This window comes from Rhodococcus qingshengii JCM 15477, assembly GCF_023221595.1.
Classification (GTDB): Bacteria; Actinomycetota; Actinomycetes; order Mycobacteriales; family Mycobacteriaceae; genus Rhodococcus_F; species Rhodococcus_F qingshengii.
Genome location: NZ_CP096568.1, coordinates 68,820 through 90,964, shown reverse-complemented (window position 1 = coordinate 90,964; position 22,145 = coordinate 68,820). Strand labels below are relative to the sequence as shown.

Genomic DNA, 22,145 nt, shown 5'->3' with positions numbered 1-22,145 from the left:
ATGAGCCCCACACCGACCAACAAGAAGGCAGTGGACACAGCACGCAAGAGCGCTGAGGCACTGGCACACAAAGCTCTTCAGGCACGTGTATCGCTTGTCGGAGCAATTGGTGAGGCGCAAGCCTCTGCGCAGGAAATCCTCGATCAGCGCGAGGTTCTCCTTGCCAAGCACGCCCAGGAACTCGAATCGCTTGACGCAGAGCACGCGCGCGCGGAAGACACGATCAAAACCGCATACGACACAGCCATTTCCGGTGGCTGGACAGCGCGTGAACTCACAGATATGGGCTACTCGGCGCCGAAGAAGAAGAAGGCTCGTCGACAGAAGCCGGCCGCCGCCGAAACAACGTCCCAGGCCGCACCGCCCGCATCACCGAATCACACCGGTGAACAGCCCAGCAGCGCCGGTACCAACGACTAAATCGCCTGCCAGCTTTGCAGAACAGAGGAGTTCATGATGGACCACAACTCGCCGCTCGATATCGATTCGGTCGTACGTGTCCTCCCGAGCTGCACCAGCTGCGAACTGGAGAAACAAGCCGGCGTCGACGTGACTCATATCCGTCCGGCGCAGTGGGCTCTTACTCTGAGAGACTGCTGCGCCGGGTGGACCCCGACTCCGCATTTGGTGTGCCACATACATTTCGTGGAACTCGTCACCCAGCACCTTCCCGCCCAATGCGCGATGTGCGGGCGAACCAGCAGGAACATCTCCGACGTCCTCGACACTGCGATGACCTTGGGGACTCAAGTTCCCACTCCGCATCGCAAAACGGCGTGAGTTGACTCGTTCGAGGAAGTGGACCCCTATGTCTCGCAGTTACACCAGGTCGAGCCCTGACGGAGTATCCGGTGTCGTCGATGTCGACGGCGGAAACTCGAATATAGCGACGAAGAAGCAAGCTCTCGTCATCCCGGAACAACGGTATGCGGAGCGAGAGAAGGAAAGAGCTTCCGCACGGAACCTCGACTCGGCCACCGAAGGGATGAGCCTGACCCGAGCTTCGAAGGACCTCAACCGCGCATTTCCTCGGCCGGGAACTGCCCCGATCACAGATGCGAGATTGCGCCGCAACTTGCCCGGTGAGATCGAGCTCCGCAAAAACTTGAGTTCGAGACAACGCAAAGCGCGATCGGTGGCCAAACGTGCTGTCCTTGACACAATGCCCGGGACACAACATCGGGCGTTGAACGGTTTGGTGTCGGACCCGAAGACATGGGCTGAGACGAATGCCGCTCTGTCGAGAGTCAACGGTGACGCTGTTCTGCTTGACGATAAGCAGCGAAAAGAGGTCCAACGGATCGACCGTGCGATCCAATCAGCGGAGTCGAAAACAGGTCGAGGCCATCTGGTCTACACCGAAGTCACGATGCCGCATCCGATAGCGGGGCAGCATGATTGGCCATCGAATCTGCAACCAGGCGCGGTGATTTCCTTCGACCGCTTCACGGCCGGCACTCACACACTTCACGAACTGGATGCACACCGCGGGCCCAACGACGTTGCCTTCGAGATCGAAACCAATCGCGGAATGTACCTGGGGCAATCCGATAGCGGAAACAACACCGCGCACGTGCTGCCCCGAGGAATGCATGTCGAAGTCGTCGCCATACACAACGCCCCTTACGAACGGCCTGGTCAGCCGCCTGGCGAAAGAATCGTCGTGCAACTGCGCGAGATCACGACAACCGAAGCGACTTGAGAAATAGAGGTTCAGCATGGCTTACACAGACGCACAAGGCCGCCCCGAAATCTTCATGCACCCCGAGATCCTGGCAGGGAAGTCGACATTCAGCCTCGTAGAACCGGCTTCAGGCGATTCGACGGTCGAGCATCCCGAAAATATCAACACTGCCGGCGCAAAGAAAAATCGGAGGCCACCCAAAGGGTGATGCCTCCGACTCTCACTGTGCAATCTCAGTGCACTGACTCTAACCGAGGTAGGGCAGACGATGCAACTGAAAAGTGCACTTGTACAACACTAATCAACAGCACGAGACAATGGAGAACACTGTGAAACGACGTTCGACCAGACGCTGCATCATCGCGATTGCAGCAATGACCGCGGCCACAGTTGCAGGGTGTACCGATTCGGGATCTGAAAACGAGTCGTTGACGACAAGCGCCACCAGTGAATCGTCTGCCTCGTCGACGTCCGGCACAGCACCCACTCAGGCGGGCGTCACGGACGTCAGAGGACAGGCGGGCATCACCACCGGAACTGCTGATCCCTTTCCAACGTCGCAGCTCCAGTCAGGTACTGCCCCGCCGGTTCAGCCCGGAATTTCGCCGGCGTCCGCCGCAACTGCTGGCGACCTGTGTGGGACAGTCGTCCCCCACGCCACAGGCGCCGTCCAACCAGTGATCGTCCTAACCGGATCTGTCGAGTGCGCAACGGCCCTTGCAATCAGTGAGCGATACCTCAATGACACTTCGGTGGTCATCGAAGGTCAAGGGCGGTTCGCCACAGTGGAAGGATGGCGCTGCAACTGGCCGTACGTCGACGGCCGCTCCCATGCCGAGTCCTACCTCCAATGCACCGACTCCGCCCAAAACTCGTTCAAGATCGGCGACTAACACCCGCTTCACACTTAGGTGTCAGATGTACTCGCGGATACGGGGAAGTGCATCAGCGATTTCCTCGAACAATGTCGGCCATCCGCGTCGTAGCCACGTGACCCGGCCTTGTTCGAGGAAGTGCCCGTCGATGAGATGGCTGACCCGCAAGTTTTCGTCGGAGACGCCGAGACCACGTAGTTTGTCGTAGATCGGGTTGGCCGGCAGCTTGTGTCGAGCCACGTAGCCCCAGACATCGTCGCGGCTCCAATCCCATGCCGGCCCAATCACGCGAGTTCCGTCGGAGCGCGAGATCAAGCCACCGTGTGCCCGGCGTTGCTCCGCCTTAGTGGCACAACACGTTCGGCAGTTCCGTTCGATTTCGAGCGCGAGATTGCTGTGATAGAGCGACCATCGACCTGTGCCTTTGACAGATTCGTCGGCGCGTACACCCCATATCTCGCCTGGCCCGTGGTCGGCGTGCGCGCGACGAGCTGGCTCCGCAATCAATGATTCGTGCAGTGAAACGGACTTTAGGTAGTCCGCCGCACGTTCGTGCTGCCAACCCCCGTCTCGGGAGAGCATTTCCAGTAATGGGGGCTCTGCCGCATATACCTGAAAGTTCAACTTCCATTCCTGTGCCACTAGCTGCACGAATTCGTACGTCTCAGGAAACTCCGCTCCGGAGTCGAAGAAGACGACGGGAACATTCGGCTCCACGGAAAGGGCGAGGTGAAGCACGACAAGCGAATCCTTACCGCCGGAGAACGCGACGTAGCCGTCATTATCTTCGAGGTGTGCAGCGATTTTCGCTCGTATTGACTCCAGATCATGCCGGATAGGGCGGAATGCATTGAGCGTGGCCATGTTCAAGCCATCCGGAGTTGCACTCATCCTGTTCCCTTCATGAGTGTTTCAACCCTATCGGCAGTCTCTCCGCTTCGTGCGAAGCGCGTATCTGTGTGTGAATCCCGGAGACGGGAGCAGATATTGGCTGCTCGTCGTGTATCCAGTCGGTGATACGTTCGCCAAAATCGCCCAAAACGAATTTCCAACGAAAGTGGGGGACCATGTCCAGCGACCAGAATAATCCCGAATTGCCACCATGGCTCGATGCCAGCGCCGATGACGGTGAGAACCCTCTGGACAGCGGCGGCCATCAAGTTCACACCGAAGACCGCGTCGCACGTCACGCACCACATCCGCATGAGGGATCATCGCCAGTCGACGCCGCACCCCCAGCGCAGCCATTCGCCCCGTCAGCTCCCACGCACGCAACCGAAGCCGGAGCGCCTGCGGCAAACGGAGGCTGGCAGCCGATCGCCCCGCAGGAGGCGCGTCAGAGCAAGCCGCAACCGACTACGCCCGATCCGCTCGATCACATCCGGAGTGTTCACGCGGAGTCAGAGACAGCGCAAAGGAGCCCGTCGTCCACCCGCCACGTTGACTCCACCCTGAATCAGGAAGCGCCTGTTGCGCACCCACAGCCGGTTCCGCCTGGTCCATCGCGGGTCGCAAATGTCCGGGTCGTGTCGCCCTCGAACCTGCCGCCGGCGAGCTCGCAGCCTGTACCCCCGACCACTTCGTCGAGTGCGCCCAACGCCGCAGTCGAATCAGCTCCGTCATGGGATCCGCCGACGACAGCGTTTCCTGCTCAAGGCGCCGGCGTCGACACTCAAGGATCTCGCGGCACTGGTGGATACAACGCCTCGGCCCCGCAGACTGAAGAACCGCGTTCTCACACCGCGCAGTATCAGCAGCCGTTGAGCGCGGGTCAGACCCACCCTCATTCCACCGCTCAGCCGGCCGCGCCAGCGGTAGGCCAATACGGTCAACAGCACTACAACGGCGCCCCGCCGCAGGGACCTGCCATTCAACCGCGTCAGGTCAACCCCGGAATCGCCTCTGATTTCCGATCCTCAACCCCTCCGAGGCGCACTATCGACGACCTCGACATCATCCGTCGTGCGAAGCGCCCGCCGGCGAAAGGTTTCCGCCGCTTTCTGTTCAAATTGACAGGGGGCAAGGTCAACCCGGGTCAGTCGCAGGCAGAGCTCGAGTACCTCGAATTGGTCAAACGGATCAACCAGCCTTCGCGAGGCGTGTACAAAATCGCCTTCGTTTCCCTCAAAGGTGGGGTGGGAAAAACAACTGCAGCGAAAACAGTGGGGTCGACGTTCGCCTCGCTGCGAGGCGACCGTGTGATCGCGATCGATGCCAATCCGGACGCCGGAACCCTTGCCGATCGCGAGCATCGCGAGCACCGATACACCGTTCGAGACCTGCTGGCAGATCACCACATCCGCACTTACAGCGATGTGAGGCACTACACCTCTCAGGGGGACAGTCGTCTGGAAATCCTCGCCAACGAAACTGACCCGGCCACCTCCGAAGCCTTCAACGAGCAGGACTATCTCGACGCGCTCAAAACGTTGGAAGTGCACTACAACATCATCATCACCGATTGCGGAACCGGCATGATGCATTCAGCGATGAAGGGCATCCTCGACGAGGCGGATGCAGTCGTCGTGGTCAGCCCCACCGCCCAAGACGGCGCACGATCGGCTGTCTCCACCTTGGCATGGCTCAACGAGCAAGGACATCAACGCCTGGTGGAAAAGGCAGTGGTGGTCGTCAATTCGACACGGCCGGGATCCTCCTCACTCGACCTGAGTCAGCTCGAAGACGTCTTCCGCCAACAAGGCGTACGAGCGGTCCGCATCATCCCGTTCGACGAACACCTCGGGGAAGGCGGCCCGATCGACCTGCCGCTGCTGAGCAAGAAGACCGAACGTGCGTACCTCGAACTCGCGGCGGATCTCGCCGACGATTTCGTGAACAAGGGACCCGCATAACGAAACCGACGCTGGCGGCCTCGACAGCTGCTGATTATCCACTGCCGTAATGTGCGCGGTGTTCGTAATGTCATGTGCCGCAGATAGCTTGCTTTGCATGACCGACTCGAACGCTGTGAGTATCAAAGACGTGTGCACCGCCGCACACAGGGCAGTTGATCCCCCACCTGTCGAAGGTCGCCGCTGCGGTGGCCCCTGCGCCCGGTGCGGGCGTGAGAGCCCCGGCAACATCTCTGTCAAATCCGTCGTTTCACGCACATTCACTGCCTTCGACGGGTGGTCCTCGCCCGCCGCGCAAGGGATGTGCCAAGTCTGCGCGTGGGTCTACCGCACCTCAGCACTGCGTCTGAACATCCAGTTGGTGGGAGCGTGCCCACCAACACTGAAAACTTTGACTTCGAGACAACTCGGAGCGCGCCTGCAGAAACCGTTAACCTCCGCGCACGCGCTCGTCGTGCCAGTGGGTATGCGTCGCAAACACCTTCTCCCTCATGCGCGGTGGGGCGAAATTAGTGTCGACGACATCTCGTTGTCTTGGACCAAACACGATGTACACACTCTCGCTGCGATGCGCCGCCTGCGCGCGGACGGCTTCGGAGAGCGGATGCTGGCAGCGAGCGCACCGCAATTCGCGATGATGCGCCGACTTCCTGCCGCACGGTGGACGGGACTCCTCGAAGACTGGGCAGAACTCGATCGATGGCGCGCGGCACCCCCATGGTGGGAACTCGGCCTACGCGCCTCCTCCTCGGACAGGAAGGAACCGTAATGGCAACCTCCACTGACAAATGGCTTGCGTCCGTTCCCGAACTACCCGCACTGACCGGGGCTCACTCAACCGCTGAACGGCTACTTCTGCTGCTGCACTACGGAATCGACTGGGAAAGCGGATGGGTAGCATCCCGCCGAGCCGTCTACTGGGAACACCACCTTCCCGATCGAGTCCGGCTCGCCACCTACCGGTGCGGCGCCGATCTCGACCGATGGTGGGGCATCGTGTCCGAGAAGCTCGAATCCCGACCCAACGCATCGCAGCGACTCGAACTCTCGCAACTACTGAGAGAACCACCGAAGCCAGTGCTGACAATCATGCGCGAATCGACCCGGGCGCTGGTGCTTCGAACGCAGATCGTCGCGACGGCATACCGAGAGTCCCAAACCCACACCCGCCGGCGGCGCGACAACGCAGGAGAAACATCACCATGACCAGCACTGTGCATTGGGATCTGGACATCTACGCACTGTCGTCGATCTCGCACAAAGACGACAGCACCTCGACAACCACGGCGCTCTTTCGCCGCGAAGAAGTAATTCAGCCCGACGGGACGGGGGAGCTCGTCCCGATCATCTCCGGCAACTCCTTCCGCGGAACACTGCGACGCATCGGTGAGGAACTCCTCCGCGACGTGCTGGACTACGAGGGCACACTGTCGCTGCCGGCGGCCCACACCCTCCGCAGCGGAGGAGCCCTACGAAAAACCAAGGGCGAACCCCTCTCCGGAAGCAGACTCGAGCATGCACGAAATCTCATCCCCCTGATCGGCGTCTTCGGAGGTAACAGCAGCTCCACGATGATCAAGGGCCGCGCCCAGATCGGGAAAGTCGTACCGAGGGTCAAAGAGACCGAACACATCATGTCCAGACCGTCGAAGCTCCCGTTACTGAGCCAGTTCGAGCTGCTGGGCATCGAGCGGTACAGCCGATTCGACGACTCGGATACCGCAGACTTCCCATCAACCGCCGCGGCAGAGGCCGACGCGGAGAGCCCGGCGACCGGCTCACACCTGATGCGCTACGAAGTCGAGACCTTACCTGCGGGAACCACCTTCGAATCCTGGATCCGCCTCACCCGAGCCACCGATCTGCAGATCGCCTTCTTCACAGACGTCCTCGCCGAATTCACAGCAGCAGGACGACTCGGTGGTCGATTGTCGATCGGCCACGGGATGGTTCGCGTCGAATCCACGCGATCGACGACTGCCGGCACCCCAGCATCTGCGGTGGACTGGCGCGAACATCTGCGCAGTGTTCGAGACGACGCGCTGGAAGTTCTGGCGAACTGGTGATGAGGCCGCTACTGGTGAAAGCGAGACTCGCCCACGGAATCGCGCACGCCGCACCCTGGGGAGTGAGCCTCGACGGACTGCTCGCCGCAGAAATATGGGCAGACCAGAAGGCGGGCAAGCGCGATCGAGGAGAAGACGTAGCTGCGCTGGCAGCCGACGTCGACCCTGAAGACCTCGATTTGCCCTTGGCTCGATGCGAACTGTCAGGCGGAGGCTTATGGCACTGGGCAGCTACTTGCGCGTATCCCGAGAAACCTGTCGATCATCCAGTGGTGCGCTACTGGACGGGGCGCCCCGATCATGCGGCGCTCGGGGACCTTGTGGCAGATCTCCCGGGCGTCGTCTCGGAAAGGCAAGGCCCGTACCGGTCGCGGAGCATGCCGTTGTTGGTCACGAGCACCGACACAGTGACATGGCAATGTGTGGGAGACGATGCCCGGATCATGGCGATCTTGCACGGTGTCGCCGCGATCGGAAAAAAACGTAGTCAGGGCGAAGGTCGAGTTCTGCGGTGGGAAGTGACGCCTCTCGACGAGTCTTTTGGCTGGTCGGCAGGGCATCTCCATGTTGATGGCAGCCTCGGTCGGCCAACCCCGGATGGATGCCTGCACGGAACCGCGGTGGCAACCGGCGGCCGAGGACCCACGGGTCTGCGGCCGCCGTACATGCACGGTTTCCGCCGGCACACGCTCAACCTGCCGTTCTCGCTCACTGCGTGAGTAGCGAAGACGATCTCGGAGCTAAGTTCTGTCGTGGTGCTCGGCTATTGCGCGGTACCTGAACTGGGGTTCTCTGGCCTGCTAGCGATAGTCATCAGCGCCCTGTACGCGCGATCTCGACGCCCTTCTGGCACGAGTTGCCACGAACGGTGTTGTGGGTTTTCGAGTGCCTCAGCGAGCTTCGCGAGTCTGCGTGGGTCGTTTTCCGTCATCGGCACATCACGTTCGACGATCGGATTGCCAATCGCACTGGCAAGTATTGCCGCGTCATCGAGATGGCGTTGCGTGTCTTTGCGGTCACTGATGAAAGCTGCCCCCTTGAGGATCAGAGCCCCCAGAACGGTCGGCAGGCTCAAACGGGTTGGTATCCCGTCAATTTCGATCGTGCAGTTTACGGTTTTCCGCAATGCAGATGTGGCACCTGGGACCTGGAAGACCGGGTGCCCTTTCAGCTTCGGGACATGCTTCGGTGGTAGATGGTCGGCGACCATCACATCGACTATCTCGGGCGTCTTTTCTCCTCCACGTGTAAACCGGTGGATGGGGTCGTCGTCTTGGAGTGACCAGTGGAGTTCGTAGCCGAGATCCTCGAGTTGTTTCTTGACTTCGTTGAATACGGCTGCGCCGGTTTCTATGTGCAGCACGATGTCGACATCAAGCGTGGGTCTGTTGAGTGGCACTCCTGCTTTCGCTGCGTGCAGCTGCACCATCAAACCGCCGATCAGTGTCCATTGGTCGGACGGGATCGCGTTGGCCAGTTCCGCGGCTTGCGGCCACGGTGTAGCCCACCCGCCGGCAGGCGCCTGAATAGTCCACTCGGGACGTTCAACGGAAGTCATCGAGTAGCTCCTGGAGTACGCGCGTGCCGGCGCTGCGCTGGCGGGTGTCGAGTGATTCCATCAGATCGACGGCGACGGCCGCGATCGGAAGCGTTGATGTACGGAAGAACGGGTTCAGGGCGGAAACGACCCGGAGGGTGACATCTCCGTTTTGGGAGAGCATCCCGAATTGTTCTACGACGTCGTCGAAGTCGTCGTCGACGATGTACCCGTCGGCTTTGTCGTTTCTCGCGGAGGACAGTCCGAATCGCGCCGCTGTTTCCGGTACGTGGATGATCGCGCTGATACCGGTGGCGGCGAGGTAGCCGCCCCTGATCAAGACATCTACGTCGCCCTCCCCCCAGGTCTCCATGTGGTGTGTGGTGGCGCGGTTTCTGGCGAGGTAGGCCACTTCTGCAGCGGACGACCGGCGTAAACGATGTTTGAGTCGGGTGATCTGTGTCGGAGAAGCGATCCAGTCGACTGTGCAGTGGGACAACAAGGCCAGGGCTGCCCAGGAAACTTCAGGATTCCACGGGCGTCCGGGACGGCGAGAGCTCTGGGCCATGCGGTGGACGGATGCACTGTTGAGCAGGAGAGAATTGCCCACCTCGCGGGCGATGGTGATGGAACCGGCGCGAGCGAGTCTGGTGACCTGCCGTTCGGTCACCGAGAGTGCAGCTGCAGCATCGTGCACCGTCATCTCATCCATGCCTTATATGGTCGCATTTGCGACCATATAAGGCAATAACTGCACTAAATCGATCAATTATTGATGTGTGATCGAGACACATTTTCTATCAGCCCTGCGGATTCCCAGCGGCGACGAGGTTGGTCAAGTCAGTCGGCCAGGGGTACTTTCCCGGTGCGTCTGTGACGGATTCGACGATGGCCTTTCCCGAGGCTTCATCGATCTCGACGATGGAGAACACCGACGTACCGGTGGTGTAGATGCGGACATGATCGCCGACCTGCAGGTGTGAATCTCTTTCTCGTATTCTGCGTTGTTTCGCAACCCCGCACTATCTCAGGTGTGTACGACACGATCTGGTCACACGGGGGGAGAGGCCGGCTGGCCGGCCTTCCCTCGCCGCGCCCCCGGCACGGCGAGGGGCAGGGCCATTTAGAGCCACAGAATCCGTCATTTCCGCAGTTCAGACCGTATAATTCGAGATGTCCTGTTGAGTGCGCGACTGACCATCGTGCCGATTTTTTGGAGTGTTCTGATGGCTGATCTGGCTACTGCTGTGACTGTGTTGGATGCGAATGGGCGAGCGGGTGTGCCGTCGTTGCTGATTTCGGGTCCGGGGATGGGCAAGTCGAGTTTGGTGCGTGGGTTGGCTGCGGCGGATGGGGTGTTGTGCAAGACGGTGTTGGGGTCGTTGCGTGAGCCGTCGGATTTCGCGGGGTTGCCGGTGGTGCGGGAGCACGGTGTGACGTTGGAGGCTCCGGCGTGGGCGAAGGAATTGGTTGCCGGGGGTGGCGGGTATCTGTTTCTGGACGAGTTGACGACGAGTCCGCCTGCTGTGCAGGCGGCGATGTTGGCGGTGGCGCTGGATCTGACTGTCGGTGATGTGCAGTTGCCGAAGGGAACTCGGGTGATTGCGGGGGCGAACGCTCGTCGGTTGCGCTGCTGGTGGGTACGTGTTGGAAGCGCCGTTGGCGAATCGGTTCTGCTATGTGGAGTTCACGCCGTCTGTGGATGAGTGGTTGGACGGTATGGCGACGGGGTGGGGTGCGCCGCCTGCCTCGCGTGCGGTGGCCACCGATGAGCAGCGGGCCTGTGTTGGTGCGCAGTTCGATCACCGGCTTTGTGCAGCGCAATCCTGATGCGTTGGATGCGTTTGGGTCGTCGGCGGCGCAGACCGGTGGCGCGTGGCCGTCGCGTCGCATTTGGTCGATGTTGGCAGCGGTGTTGCCGCATTTGCGGGAGGACGACAACGCGGCGATCAACACGGCGGTGTTCGGGTTGATCGGTGAGGGTGCGGGCGTGGAGTTCTTTTCAGTGGCGGCGTAGCGCGGATCTGCCCGATCCGGTTGCGGTGGTGGAGAATCCCGTTTCGGCGTTCGATTGGCAGTCGCGTCCTGATCTGGTGTGGGCGGTGTTGTCCGGTGTCACGGTGTGGGCGGTGGGGCGCGGCACGGTGGAGGCTTGGCGTAGTGCGTGGGGTCCGCTGATCGCGGCTGCGGAGGCGGGCGCACCGGACGTGGCGGGCGCGGCGGCGCGCACGCTGGCGAAGGCGCGACCGGCGAAGGCGACTGTCCCGGCGTCTGCGCGTCGGTTCGCGCCGATGTTGACCGCTGCGGGTCTGATGGAGGCGGCGGCATGAGCGGGGTTCGGGCGCTTGCGCCGGATGAGTTGCGGGCGTTTCGCCTGGCGCGGCTGGTTTCTGTCGAACAGATGCCGTATTTCATGCGGGCGTTGTTCGCGGCGCAGCCTGTTGCTGCACCGGGGTTGGGCACGTTCGCGGTGGATGCGCAGTGGCGGCTGTATCTCGATCCGGCGTTGTTGGTGGGGGCTGGTGCGTGGCCGGTGCCGGTGGCGGGTGCGGTGTTGTTGCACGAGGTCGGGCACTTGCTGCGGGCGCACGGTGTGCGGGGTCAGTCCTTGCCGAAGCCGGCGGGGCACGTGGCGTGGAATTACGCGGCGGATGCGGAAATCAACGACGACTTGCTGGCGGCGGGCGTCGGGTTACCGGACGGGGTGATCACTCCACAGTCGTTCGGGTGTGAGGACGGCGGAATCGCGGAGGACTATTACACGCACCTGATCGATCCGGCTACGGGACAACAGTTTCCAGACGACGATGTGGGATGCGGATCGGGTGCGGGGTGCGCGCCGGTGCCGGGGGAGTTGGGCGCGGCAGCGGGGGAGGTCGCGGACGGGTTGGAGGGCGCGGAAGCGGATCTGGTGCGCCGGCATGTGGCGCGGGCGGTGCAGGCGGCGCGAGGGAAGGGGCGCGGGATGCCGCCGGCAGGGTTGGCGCGTTGGGCTGGTGAGGTTCTCACGCCGCCGACCGCGGCGTGGGATCGGGTGTTGCGTGCGGTGATCCGGCGCGCGTTGGCGGATCAGTCGGGGCGGACGAACTACAGCTATGCGCGTCCGTCGCGGCGCAGCCTGCCGGGGATCGTGGCCCCGGCGATGCGGGGTCCGTCGATCACGGTGTCGATTGTGATCGACACGTCGGGGTCCATGTCGGCAGGTGATCTGTCGGCGGCGTAGTCGAGGGAGCCACGAGGGCGCGTCGGCCGGGGCACACGCGGGGGTCGCGCCATGTGCGTTCCTTTCCGAGCTATGACAAAGAAAATCCCCCAAGTGCGCATCGTGGAGAGGCGTGGGGGATGTAGTACGTCGAGATTAGCATGAATGGAGCGCAACATCGGTGCGGTACGCCTACTCAACGATGAGTAATAACTCGGGGTCACGCGAACGCCGGCAGGTTATGCACTGCGAATCCGAATTACTCAGTTCGGCTGAGATGGTAGCTCGATGGTGTTCGGTCGTTCGCTCCGGAAGTTTTCGCTCAGCGAGTTCAGAACGGTGGGTCGTCGAAGTCCGGGCGTCCACCGAGTTGTGGAACGTCGTTGGGTTCATCTGTGCTGTCGGTCAGCTCCTGTGCTGCGTTATCCGTTGCCCGTAGCCAGGTTTCGGTGACCGACATGGTTCGGCTGTTCGGTTCCGACGGGGATGGGAGTTCACCGATTTTCACGACGATCGGTACTTGGGCGGAGACACCGGCGATGACGCATGTGCCGGTGGGGAGGATGGGGAGGGATTCGAATGAGACGGCGTCGAGGTAGGCGACAGCTTTTTCGATGGCGCGGATGTCGAGGTTGTTGACCAGTCGGTGCAGGAAGTAGTTGTGTAGTTGGGAGATGATGGTTTCGGAGATGTCGTGGGGGCGTTGGCTTGCGATGGTGAGGAAGACTCCGAACTTGCGGCCTTCTTTGACGATTTCCTCGAAGGTTTCGAGGCGGTAGTCGCGCCACGCTTCGCTTTCACGGGTTGACTGGGTGGAGAGGATGTTGTGGGCTTCGTCGATGATGAGGTTCAGGTAGCGTTCCCCGCTCGGATCGGTTTCCTTTTTGTGGTCGTAGAGTTGTTTGCACAGGATCATCGGGATGACTTTGCGCATCGCCAGGTTGACGTCGCGCAGTGAGACGACTGTCAGTGGGTGTTCGGCGAGGCCGTCGTCGGAGACGCGGATGAGTTTTTTGATGCTCGGTACGCGTTCGTTCATCCGTTTGATGAGTGGGCCCAAGTGTTCTCGGTTCGAGTAGCCGCTGATGATGTCTCGGTAGTACTGCATGACGATCTTGAATCGTACGAGGTCGATGTCTTCGATAGTGACGAAGTCGAGGTCGAGGGCCGTGATTTTAGGGGTCAGGAATTCGTCCCACCCAGTGTTGTTCGCCCACGTGGTGGGTGAGGACCAGAAGAACGTTTTCTGCATCGAGTGGAACTGGAGGTTGAATCGGAAATCTTGGATGACCTCGTCGAACTCTGGTGTCGCTGCAGCTCCGAGGCAGTCTCGGATTTCTTCGAGGAAGTTGACGGTGAGTTGTCGGTCGATTGCGGGGTCGGTGTTTTTAGTTGCGCGACAAATGATTTCAGCGATCACGTCAAGTAAGGCCGAAGGGTCTGGAATAAGATTGTCCCAGTAGTCGCTGGTGAGGACTCGGCTGATGAAGGGAGCTTGGGTCTTTTCGGTCGCGTCGAGCAGGACTGTCCAGAACAGGGGGTCGTGGACGGCGCTCTTCGGCAGGGGGAGTTTGTCGCTGGTGTCGCTACGGGTGGAGAGGACGTATGACTTTTTGGTGGGAAAGCCGGCGATCACTTCGGTGGCGTGTGCGCCAGGTACGCCGACTCTGTCGACGTACTCGCCGTTGAAATCGATCAGAAGGAACTGTGCTCGTTCGCTGAAACCTGGCGCGGCCGAAAATTGTTCGAACAGTTCGTGATAGATCTTGGCGAGGGTGTAGGACTTGCCGCTTCCGGTGTTGCCGAAGATTCCGATGTGACTGGCGAAGATGGCATCGACGCCGATGGCGACTTCCTGCGTGGGTTCCATCGCGAGGACCCCCAGCGGTAGTGCCGCGTCTCCGGGTTGGACGAATTGATGAACGGACTGGAATTCGGCCTGGGTGAGGATGAAGCATTCGTTGTCGAGTAGGGGAAGCTCTCGGATGCCTCGTTGAAATGTGTCGTTGTGCAGGAATCCGATGAGGCTGACATCGAGTGTTCGGGTGAAGTCGTCGACACTGCGCCGGTAGTGGGTGTGGGTGCCCCGGTCTTCCGATACGTGTTCGCCGTCAACTTTTGCAATCATGTCGGTGAAGCCTTTGGAGATTTTCAGGTAGCTGCCGACTGCGATGTTTCGGACGATGCCGCCTTGGTAGAGCAGGTGCGATCCATTTTTGAGTCTGTCGACGGCGACACGGACGCGCCGTCCTTCGACGGATATGACTCGGCCGACCCGGAATACGGACTCGTCTTGGAGGAGCGGCTGATCTATCACGCTGTCCCGCTGTCGTCGGTCTTGAAGATGAGCTCGATCTGCCCGTCCGGGCCGCGTGTGGACTCTGGGATGAGTGGTGCAAAGTATTGCGTGACAACAGTATCCAAATCGAAATGAACCACATCATCATCGTCGTCGGCGTCGTCCGTCGGTGGAGGTGGGGTGACGTACAGGATGTTGCCGTTCGGCACGTCGAGTTCGGGAATGAGCTTCTCGTAGGCGGCGCGGTCAGCCAGGTTGTAGCAGAACACGATGATTTGCAATGTCGGATTGGTTCGAGCTGCTCGGACGATCAGCTTGCGGAGATGCTCATCGCGGAACGAAAAACCCATGACGAACAGTGCGCTGTTTTCCTTTTCCAGTTCATTGGCGAACCGCCGGATCAGCTCGTAATACGTTTCGATGAGAACTGTTGTCGCGAACTTCTGCTTTTCGGGGTTGACGATGACAAGTCGGTCATAGGCATGTGTGAACGTGGCGATTTTGTTCGATCGAACCATAGTGTCTGCTTGCACCAGCAATTTTTCGGCGTCGACATCATCACGTGTGTTGATCGGGATCAGTTCGGGACGGAGTTCGACGAGTGCGGTGAGAGTTGCGGCGACAGTGCTCAAGTGCGGGTCGAACACGATGTCTGATGTGGTTGTCGGATCGTCGAGTAGTTCCCACCCGATGGAGCCGTGCAATTTGTACAGGTCGAATGTGGGGATCTCCGAAAGATGCTCGTACCGCACACCTGAACGGTACTGCAGCGAACTCAGCGATCCGAGGTCGAACGTCGGGCGAATCTTTCCGGAAAACCCGTCGTTGAAGCCGACCCCGAGGCGTTCGAAGGCCACCTCGAACACCAAGTCGATGTTGGTGGTGAAAAGGTTCACCTTCTTGCTGAGCAGGGTGCTGCGCCGCCGGAGAAGAATCCTGTTCAACGTCTGCCCGAAGATTGCGTAGGACCTCAGCACCGCGTTGGCCTCGGAATTAGGTGTCGGCTTGAGGAGTTCGGTGTTGGGAAGAATGACTTTGTCGAAGAAATACCCCTGAATGGAAGCCCGTGCGATCGCCTTCGAGTCATCGGTCACGTCGTCACGTCGAGCGATCGTGGTGAGTGCGTCCTCGATGTCGCCGAGCATCCCGAAGAACGCACTGGGGGTGCCGGCTCCGACCAGAAAATTGAGATGCGAATCCTGGACTATCGTCCGGAGCTGATCAACCGAAATGCTTCCGGGCTGCTCGAATCGCGTCGGCGCCACTGCGATACTTACGTTCGTCACGTGTGCATCCATTCAGGTTGTCTGCACCGTGGTGCACTAGTCGAGCCGTCGTCCGGCATGAAGATCAGATTAAGCGCTCAGGTATGAACGATAGAGATGCGGGTTAGGAATTCACGCAGAAACTGACCCGTTTACGGCCTGACAGCTTTTGCCAGCAAGTTGGGAAATTGAGATAACGCAGGCAGATTTTGCTGCATCATCGCTGGAATGCGGCCAGTCTCTGAGGATCGCGACAGCGGACCTGATCCACGTCGACATGGTTCTTCTCGAGCGGGCTCAAGTTACCGATATGGAACGGTGCACCGCACGAGAAGTGAGACGCGCCGTATGTGTGGCGAGTGGGGTTCGAGTGAAGGAGATACCACTGCCATGACCGCGACAACGCCGTCAAGCCACAAGAAGGCGCTGGAGACAGCACGTAAGGCCGCAGAATCGTTGGCGCAGGAGGCGATTGCAACGCGGGTCGCTCTCGTCGGTGCCATCGGGGAGGCGGAAGCTGAGCTTGCTGCCATCGACGCGGCACGGGTTGAGGCAGAGGACACGATCCGCGTTGCCCACGAACGTGCGATCGCGGGTGGGTGGACCGTCAAGGAACTCGCCGCTATGGGATACAGCGCACCGAAAAAGAAGAAGGCCGCAGCGTCGAGTAAGCGATCCTCGTCGGCGCCGGCAGAGAATACGGCCGCCGCGAATGCACCACAGACGTCCGAACAGAATCCGGCGCACGACAGCTCGGCCTAAAAAACGCACACCACGTGTACCCCCGGTCCGTCTACATGGGGACTCGTCGCTGCGCCCGCAAAAGCGTGAGAAAGCAGCCCGCCGTCGCACCCTTTCTGATCGATGTGTCGTAGCCCTCGGCTAATCTCGAATGTGCGACGAGCAGCAGGTCGCCACACCGACCCAGACCGCAGCACCATCGGCGGTCCTGATCTTGTGAGGGAATATTCCCCACGAGATTGGTCGAGGTGGCGGCCTGCTGCTGTTTTTGTCGCCGTATTGAGAGGGCAACGCCGAGTTGCAAAGTGGGGTCGCGGACGGCTGCACATGTGTGAAAGGTTGTGAGCGGGTCAACACGAACCCGCCAATTCTTTTAGGAGCCAATTCTCATGGTTACAGTTCAGGGTCCGACTTTTTGGGCTGACCGAGCTTTGTCGCGCGTCGACCAATCGGAGCACGTGATGGGAACGGACATGGAGCGCGCGAAGGTTATTGCGATGCAAGCACTGGTTTATGCGACGCTAGCGACCTCCAGTGTCGAGGTCCAGGTGTGTGACTGAATTGGTGAGGGAATCGTGGTGCTTCCCTCGCGAAGGTGAAAACTGTTTGCGCGCAGTCCAATAACGCCGAAAGCGTAGCTCTTTTCGAGCGTATGTGGTTTCGAGGTCAGACGAATTCGCGGATGCGGGGGAGGACTCGGGCGAGTTCTTCGAAAAGTGCAGGCCATCCGCGTCTGAGTCTGGTGATGCGGCCGCGTTCGAGGAACGCTCCGTCGAGGATGTGTGAGACCCGTAGGTGTTGCTCGGGGGTGCCGAGGCGGCGGAGCTTGTCGTAGACGGGGTTGACGGGAAGGTCGTGCGCGGCGATGTGTGTCCAGATGTCTTCGCTGCTCCAGTTCCAGACCGGCCCGAAAACATTTGTGCCGTCGGCTCGGTCGAGGGCGCCGCCATGTGTTTGGCGCTGCTGCGCTGCTGTGGTGCAGCAGTCGACGCAATCTTCGGTGACTCGGCTGTTGAGAGCGTTGTAGTACATCGACCAGCGTCCGGTTCCTTTCGCTGATTCGTCGGCGCGTACACCCCAGATCTCTCCGGGTCCGTGAGTCTGATGTGCCGCGCGTGAGGGTGCTCCGATGAGAATGTCGCGGAGCGCTCGCGTTGTTGCTCGTGTGGGCAGGTGGTGATCCCATTCGCCGGAGTCCGCGAGGACGGTCAGCAGGGGTGGGTCGGCTCGGTGTACTTCGAGATTGAGGTTCCATGCGTCGGCGAGGTCGGCGATGTACTCGTAGGTCTGTGGGTATTCGAGCCCTGAATCGAAGAAGACGACAGGGATGTTCGGCTCGACCGCTGTGGTCAGGTGCAGGGCGACGAGTGAATCTTTGCCGCCGGAGAAGGCGAGATATCCGTCGTGGTTGTCGAGGTGTTCCTCGATGCGCTCTTTGATCGCGGCCAGGTTGGGATGTGGGCGCCGCAGTGCGCGCAGTGTGGTCAGATCTAGTCCGTCCGCGCGAGGGGTGCCACTCATGTCTCTGCCGCTTCCCTGGGTGCTCGATGGGTATTTCTGGCGTTGTTGTCACACGCGGCCCTTGGGGCGGATCTTCCTGTGTATGTAAGGCCTCGAAGCCGATCCGCTTCGGGGCACCTGCACAGGAGGAGGAGCGTGATGAAAGAAAAACTACAGGAGGTGATCTCGTGCGTGGAGGTCGTGGAGGCGGCGTTCGCATCGACGAATCGTTCATCTGAGAAGGACTCACTGCAGAGGGGGCGGTGTGCGCGCTGCGCGAAGGCCGACACACCGATCGAGCCCGCGCGGTCGGCGATCTCGCGAACCTTCACCGCATTCGACTCGTGGAAGGCTCCGACCGAGAAAGGTCTCTGCGCACCGTGCCGGTGGGCGTATCAGACGCCGAAGTTGCGAACCCGAATGCATCTGATCACCACCGCGCCGGCGATGACCGAACTGACGCAGCCGCGCCTGGCCCGGACCTTGTCGGCACCGTTGACGTCGGAGATCGCGCTGGTGGTGCCGTTGCGGCGCCCGGCCCGCAAACACATCCTGCCGCACGCCCGGTGGGGTGCCGTTGCCGTCGAAGACACCTGTTTGCCGTGGTCGGATCGCGATGTCGCAGCAGCTGCCGCGATGCGCCGACTGCGCTCTCACGGCTTCGGTGAACGCATGCTCGGCGAGAGCGCAGCCCCGTATGCAGTGCTACGCGCCGTGCCGGCGCGTCGGTGGCCGGCGATCTTCGAGGACTGGGATCACTTGTCCGCGTACCGCCACGTCGACCGATGGTGGGGATTGGCGCTGTTGGCCACCAAACCGCCTCGCAATAAGGCGCACGCATGACGACGCCGACCGACCGCTGGCTCGCTGCCGCTCCCGCAGGCCTCCCACAACTGCAGGGTGTGGAGAGTGTGGCCGAGCGGCTGCTGTTGCTGTTGCACTACGGCGTGGACTGGGATTCGTGGGTGGGCCGGCGCCGGGCGACGTACTGGACGCAGCATTTGCCGAACCGAGTCCGCGTTGCCACTTATGTCGGAGGAGCCGACCTCGATCGTTGGTGGTCGGTTGTCTCACGTTCGCTCGAATCCGAGCCGCGAACAACCGACGAACGGCTGGAGTTGGCCGCTCTTCTGCGCGCCGAATCGGAGCCGGTCCTGACACTGCTGCGGGAGCGTCCCACGGCCTATGTCCTGCGCACCCGCATCGTGGCCGAATCAGTTGCCGCTGCCCGCGCCGCGAGGAAGGTCAGCTGATGCGTTCGACCGTGAGATGGGATGTCGAACTGACTGCCCTGTCGTCGATCTCGCAGAAAGGCGAGGAGTCGGAAACGACGACGACACTGTTTCGCCGCGAACCGATCCTGCAGCCCGACGGGAGGAAAGTGCTGGTACCGGTCGTGTCGGGGAACTCGCTGCGGGGAGCATTGCGACGCACCGCCGAGGAGTTGTTCCGCGATGTGATCGGCTACGAAAGACAGATACCTCTCTCCGCGGCGCACGCACTGCGCAACGGCGGCAACCTGAGCAAAGTCGCCGGCGACTCACTGACCGGCCGCCGGCGTCAGCGCCTGCGCGAGTTGGTCCCGCCGATCAGTCTGTTCGGAGGAAACGGAGGCGGTGCGCCGCCGATCGACGGATGTCTCAAAGTCGGCAAAGTCGTTCCCCGAGTGAAGGAAACAGAATCGATCATGAGCAGGCCCTACCCGGGAGTGCTCATGTCGCAGTTCGAGCTCATGTCCCTGGAAAGTTACAGCCGCTTCGACGACGCCGGAACCAAGTCTTTCCCTGCGCCCTTCGATGCCGACACCGTGCCCGGTTCGGGAACTTCGGCGCACCAGACGTCGATGTTGATGCGCTTCGAGGTCGAGACGCTGCCCGCAGGAACACATTTCGAAACATTCCTGAGGCTGGACCGGGCAACCGACCGCGACATCGCCTTCTTCAGTGACGTGTGGGAACGATTTTCGCGAGACGGCTTCCTGGGTGGGCGCAGCGCGATCGGGCACGGCAGAGTCCGCGCCGAGTCGGAGCTGACCGTGTTGACCGGCCCCGGCCCGCAGGTCGCGGACTGGCGAGCGGAACTGGAACCGCTTCGAGAAGACGTGATCGAGGCATTGGGGTGGCTGACATGAACGCAGACACCGCCTTCGCTCCCTTCCTGGTCAGGGCCCATCTCTCGACAGGGTTGGCACATGCAAGCCCCTGGGGGATCGCCTTGGACGGCATCCTCGCCGCGGAGCTGTGGGCCGACCACAAAGCAGGCGCCCTCGACCGCGGCGAATACGTGCCGGCGCTCTCGCCGGAGAAGACCCCGCCGGATCTCGAATTGCCTCTCGCGCGCTGCACTCTGGCGGGCGCGGACTGGCATTGGTGCGCGACGTGTTCGTTCCCCGAAGACCCGGCCGGAGATCCGGTGGTGCGGCACTGGGCGAGCAGAACTGATCACCGAGGGCTCGAGGAACTCGCGTCGAGCGTGCCGGCAGTGATCTCGGACCGGCAGGGCCGCTACCGGGCGAGGTACATGCCGTTGATGATCACCAATTCCCGAACTGTCACCTGGCGCGGTGTGGGTGACCTGACGGCCGTCGCGGCGATAGTGTCCGGTCTCGATGTGATTGGGAAGAAACGCGCGCACGGTGAGGGTCGCGTTTTGCGGTGGGAGTTCGAGAACCGTGCAGGTGAGGATCTGTGGGAGTTCTCGCACGAGCACGCTGACGGGACGCTGGGACGCACGACACCGGCATCATGTGTGGCCTCGCGAGATGCGCCGGTCACCTCGGGGTTCGGGTTGGCTGGTGTTCGTCCGCCGTACATGCACCCGACGCGAATGCGCGAACTTCACCTGCCGAGGTAGCGGTATTGGAAGGGGGACTGGTGGCTTGTTACTCGAAACGGGTAACAGGTCGTATTCGTCAAATTTTGCGGCTCACCGGGGGGCTCGACCGGCTGGACCCTGGGTGGTGCGATGAGCGTGAGGATCTGCTTGGGGGCGGCATCGATCTCGGAGAAGGGGTGCCGGACGTCCTCGGGGATCGGTTCGTTGCTGAGGACAGCGGAGACGTAGGCAGGGAGTTCAGCGCGGTCGAAAATCCTGATTCGCTGTTGCGCGAAAAGCTCGTCGGAAGATTCGTGCCGAGATATGGCAATCTTCTGCGCGTCCTTCCATTCTTCGGGCTGCCCAGGTCTCTCTACGCCCATCCAGTCGTCGAGGTAGTGGCGATAGTTCCGCGTGAACCAGTCCTGGCTTTGTGCAAGGGCTTTCATTGTCACGGAGTTGACGAGCAATGAATATGCCGCGCTGGTCGAATCGAACGTGCCAAGCGAGTCTCTGTTGGCATCTTGCATAACTGTCCACTGAGCAAATTGCATGAAGGTCAGCGGGGAAGGCCCTGGTGGCGGTGGCACGTCGTGTGTGGCGACACGGTCGTTTGCCAGGCACGACCAGGGGAGCGCGTACTCACGGATCGCGGCTAGGGGGACATCATCGATTAGCCCCTTGGTACGTGGGAACCGCTTGAGAAATACATCTGCGCTGACAGCAGTGATTCGGTCACCGGAGGGACCGAGGCAGCATCTGTGATCGCTGTACCGGACGCCGCGAGCCGCAGGGTTGTAGAGCGCATAAAGACTCTGCGCTCCGCTCTTGCGGGCGTAGAGGTCGAGTAGGTCGATCTGCTGCATGCCGGAGGATCGAATTTTGTGCTTGATCTTGTACTTCCCGGCCGGATGCGCCTTCGGCGTTTGAAGCTTCTTGGCTTGGATGACGAGCTGAAACCATTTATTCGATCCGTCCGAAATCCACCATTCCCAGTCCGCCCCGTAGCGGGATTCCTCTCTGTGGCTGAAGGCTCCGACGTGGAGTTCGGGAATGGTCTTCGCGAGGTTCAACAAGATCCGCTCGGTAGTTCCTTCTTCACCCTGGCGGATGTTGTGACGTTCTCCATCCCTGAAGTTTCGGCCGGCGCTTTGTGCATTCCTGAACAACGCTGTTGCGAGCCGTGTCATGACTGGGCCAGGCGCGGAAGAAGTTGGAGTCGGCACGTGTATCCCATCGGTCGGTTGTGGGCCGCCGGACAAGGGTTGCCGGCGTCAGAGGATCGCATGTCCGGGCGCGAACGCTTAGAA

General features: G+C 61.1%; 20 protein-coding genes and 2 pseudogenes. 15 read left to right on the top strand and 7 right to left on the bottom strand.

The genetic code is table 11. The features are described 5' to 3' along the window. From M0639_RS34005 to M0639_RS33995, 3 genes are all read left to right on the top strand, one after another. Positions 1–420, top strand: a complete 420-nt coding sequence (locus tag M0639_RS34005; protein WP_046380368.1) for a hypothetical protein — start codon at positions 1–3, stop codon at positions 418–420. A 388-nt stretch (positions 421–808) separates the two neighbouring features. Beyond that, positions 809–1,702 (top strand): hypothetical protein, encoded by an 894-nt coding sequence (locus M0639_RS34000; protein ID WP_064075493.1) that lies wholly within the window; start codon positions 809–811, stop codon positions 1,700–1,702. 311 nt (positions 1,703–2,013) lie between these two features. Next, positions 2,014–2,577, top strand: coding sequence for a hypothetical protein (locus M0639_RS33995; protein WP_064075498.1), 564 nt, complete (start codon positions 2,014–2,016; stop codon positions 2,575–2,577). Positions 2,578–2,598: 21 nt separating this feature from the next. On the opposite strand, the gene M0639_RS33990 is transcribed toward M0639_RS33995, so the two are convergent. Further along, positions 2,599–3,450, bottom strand: coding sequence for a phosphoadenosine phosphosulfate reductase domain-containing protein (locus M0639_RS33990; protein ID WP_064075492.1), 852 nt, complete (start codon positions 3,448–3,450; stop codon positions 2,599–2,601). 635 nt (positions 3,451–4,085) lie between these two features. Here M0639_RS33990 and M0639_RS33985 point away from each other — a divergent pair. The 5 genes from M0639_RS33985 (at position 4,086) to M0639_RS33965 (ending at position 8,196) form a co-directional block, all read left to right on the top strand. Further along, positions 4,086–5,411, top strand: a complete 1,326-nt coding sequence (locus M0639_RS33985) for a MinD/ParA family ATP-binding protein (protein WP_228232817.1) — start codon at positions 4,086–4,088, stop codon at positions 5,409–5,411. A 568-nt stretch (positions 5,412–5,979) separates the two neighbouring features. Continuing rightward, positions 5,980–6,180 carry a hypothetical protein gene (locus tag M0639_RS33980; protein WP_143541260.1) on the top strand — a complete coding sequence of 67 codons (201 nt, stop codon included), beginning with the start codon at positions 5,980–5,982 and terminating at the stop codon, positions 6,178–6,180. Beyond that, positions 6,180–6,617 (top strand): hypothetical protein, encoded by a 438-nt coding sequence (locus tag M0639_RS33975; RefSeq protein ID WP_064075490.1) that lies wholly within the window; start codon positions 6,180–6,182, stop codon positions 6,615–6,617. Before M0639_RS33980 ends, M0639_RS33975 begins: the two co-directional genes overlap by 1 nt. Beyond that, on the top strand, positions 6,614–7,477 hold the full coding sequence (locus M0639_RS33970; protein ID WP_042445356.1) for an RAMP superfamily CRISPR-associated protein: 864 nt from the start codon (positions 6,614–6,616) through the stop codon (positions 7,475–7,477). Before M0639_RS33975 ends, M0639_RS33970 begins: the two co-directional genes overlap by 4 nt. Positions 7,478–7,491: 14 nt before the next feature. Further along, positions 7,492–8,196, top strand: a complete 705-nt coding sequence (locus M0639_RS33965) for a hypothetical protein (RefSeq protein WP_372907080.1) — start codon at positions 7,492–7,494, stop codon at positions 8,194–8,196. Between the two features lie 44 nt (positions 8,197–8,240). Here M0639_RS33965 and M0639_RS33960 read toward each other — a convergent pair whose 3' ends face one another. Next, positions 8,241–9,035 carry a hypothetical protein gene (locus M0639_RS33960; RefSeq protein ID WP_064075488.1) on the bottom strand — a complete coding sequence of 265 codons (795 nt, stop codon included), beginning with the start codon at positions 9,033–9,035 and terminating at the stop codon, positions 8,241–8,243. Next, the gene (locus M0639_RS33955; protein WP_047270875.1) at positions 9,022–9,726 is read right to left on the bottom strand and encodes a hypothetical protein; all 705 of its coding nucleotides are present in this window, start codon (positions 9,724–9,726) and stop codon (positions 9,022–9,024) included. Before M0639_RS33955 ends, M0639_RS33960 begins: the two co-directional genes overlap by 14 nt. Positions 9,727–10,240: 514 nt before the next feature. On the opposite strand from M0639_RS33955, the pseudogene M0639_RS33950 reads away from it, so the two are divergent. Together M0639_RS33950 and M0639_RS33945 are read left to right on the top strand one after the other, a co-directional pair. Next, a pseudogene (locus M0639_RS33950) lies at positions 10,241–11,344 on the top strand (P-loop NTPase family protein). Beyond that, a pseudogene (locus M0639_RS33945) lies at positions 11,341–12,234 on the top strand (vWA domain-containing protein); the annotation flags it as partial. The pseudogenes M0639_RS33950 and M0639_RS33945, both read left to right, overlap by 4 nt. A gap of 313 nt (positions 12,235–12,547) precedes the next feature. Here M0639_RS33945 and M0639_RS33940 read toward each other — a convergent pair. After that, positions 12,548–14,533 (bottom strand): ATP-binding protein, encoded by a 1,986-nt coding sequence (locus M0639_RS33940; protein WP_076949022.1) that lies wholly within the window; start codon positions 14,531–14,533, stop codon positions 12,548–12,550. Beyond that, positions 14,530–15,801, bottom strand: a complete 1,272-nt coding sequence (locus M0639_RS33935; RefSeq protein ID WP_179090809.1) for an SIR2 family protein — start codon at positions 15,799–15,801, stop codon at positions 14,530–14,532. Before M0639_RS33935 ends, M0639_RS33940 begins: the two co-directional genes overlap by 4 nt. 369 nt (positions 15,802–16,170) lie before the next feature. On the opposite strand from M0639_RS33935, the gene M0639_RS33930 reads away from it, so the two are divergent. Next, a complete protein-coding gene (locus tag M0639_RS33930) occupies positions 16,171–16,542 on the top strand; it encodes a hypothetical protein (protein WP_152688356.1) in 372 nt (123 codons plus the stop codon). Between the two features lie 645 nt (positions 16,543–17,187). On the opposite strand, the gene M0639_RS33925 is transcribed toward M0639_RS33930, so the two are convergent. Then, positions 17,188–18,042 (bottom strand): phosphoadenosine phosphosulfate reductase domain-containing protein, encoded by an 855-nt coding sequence (locus tag M0639_RS33925; RefSeq protein ID WP_064075725.1) that lies wholly within the window; start codon positions 18,040–18,042, stop codon positions 17,188–17,190. Between the two features lie 138 nt (positions 18,043–18,180). Between M0639_RS33925 and M0639_RS33920 the strand changes: the two genes are divergently transcribed. Genes M0639_RS33920 through M0639_RS33905 form a run of 4 tightly spaced genes read left to right on the top strand, consistent with a single transcriptional unit; the run spans position 18,181 to position 20,874 of the window. Then, entirely contained in the window at positions 18,181–18,864 is a 684-nt protein-coding gene (locus M0639_RS33920; protein WP_064075724.1) for a hypothetical protein, read from the top strand. Next, a complete protein-coding gene (locus M0639_RS33915; protein WP_054802307.1) occupies positions 18,861–19,274 on the top strand; it encodes a hypothetical protein in 414 nt (137 codons plus the stop codon). The genes M0639_RS33920 and M0639_RS33915 overlap by 4 nt, the downstream gene beginning before the upstream one ends. Further along, positions 19,274–20,152 carry an RAMP superfamily CRISPR-associated protein gene (locus M0639_RS33910; protein WP_011331662.1) on the top strand — a complete coding sequence of 293 codons (879 nt, stop codon included), beginning with the start codon at positions 19,274–19,276 and terminating at the stop codon, positions 20,150–20,152. Before M0639_RS33915 ends, M0639_RS33910 begins: the two co-directional genes overlap by 1 nt. After that, positions 20,149–20,874 carry a hypothetical protein gene (locus tag M0639_RS33905; RefSeq protein WP_011331661.1) on the top strand — a complete coding sequence of 242 codons (726 nt, stop codon included), beginning with the start codon at positions 20,149–20,151 and terminating at the stop codon, positions 20,872–20,874. The genes M0639_RS33910 and M0639_RS33905 overlap by 4 nt, the downstream gene beginning before the upstream one ends. Here M0639_RS33905 and M0639_RS33900 read toward each other — a convergent pair. Next, a complete protein-coding gene (locus M0639_RS33900) occupies positions 20,859–22,025 on the bottom strand; it encodes a DUF6615 family protein (protein ID WP_003944605.1) in 1,167 nt (388 codons plus the stop codon). The two genes, M0639_RS33905 and M0639_RS33900, sit on opposite strands and share 16 nt — an antisense overlap. Positions 22,026–22,145: the final 120 nt, after the last annotated feature.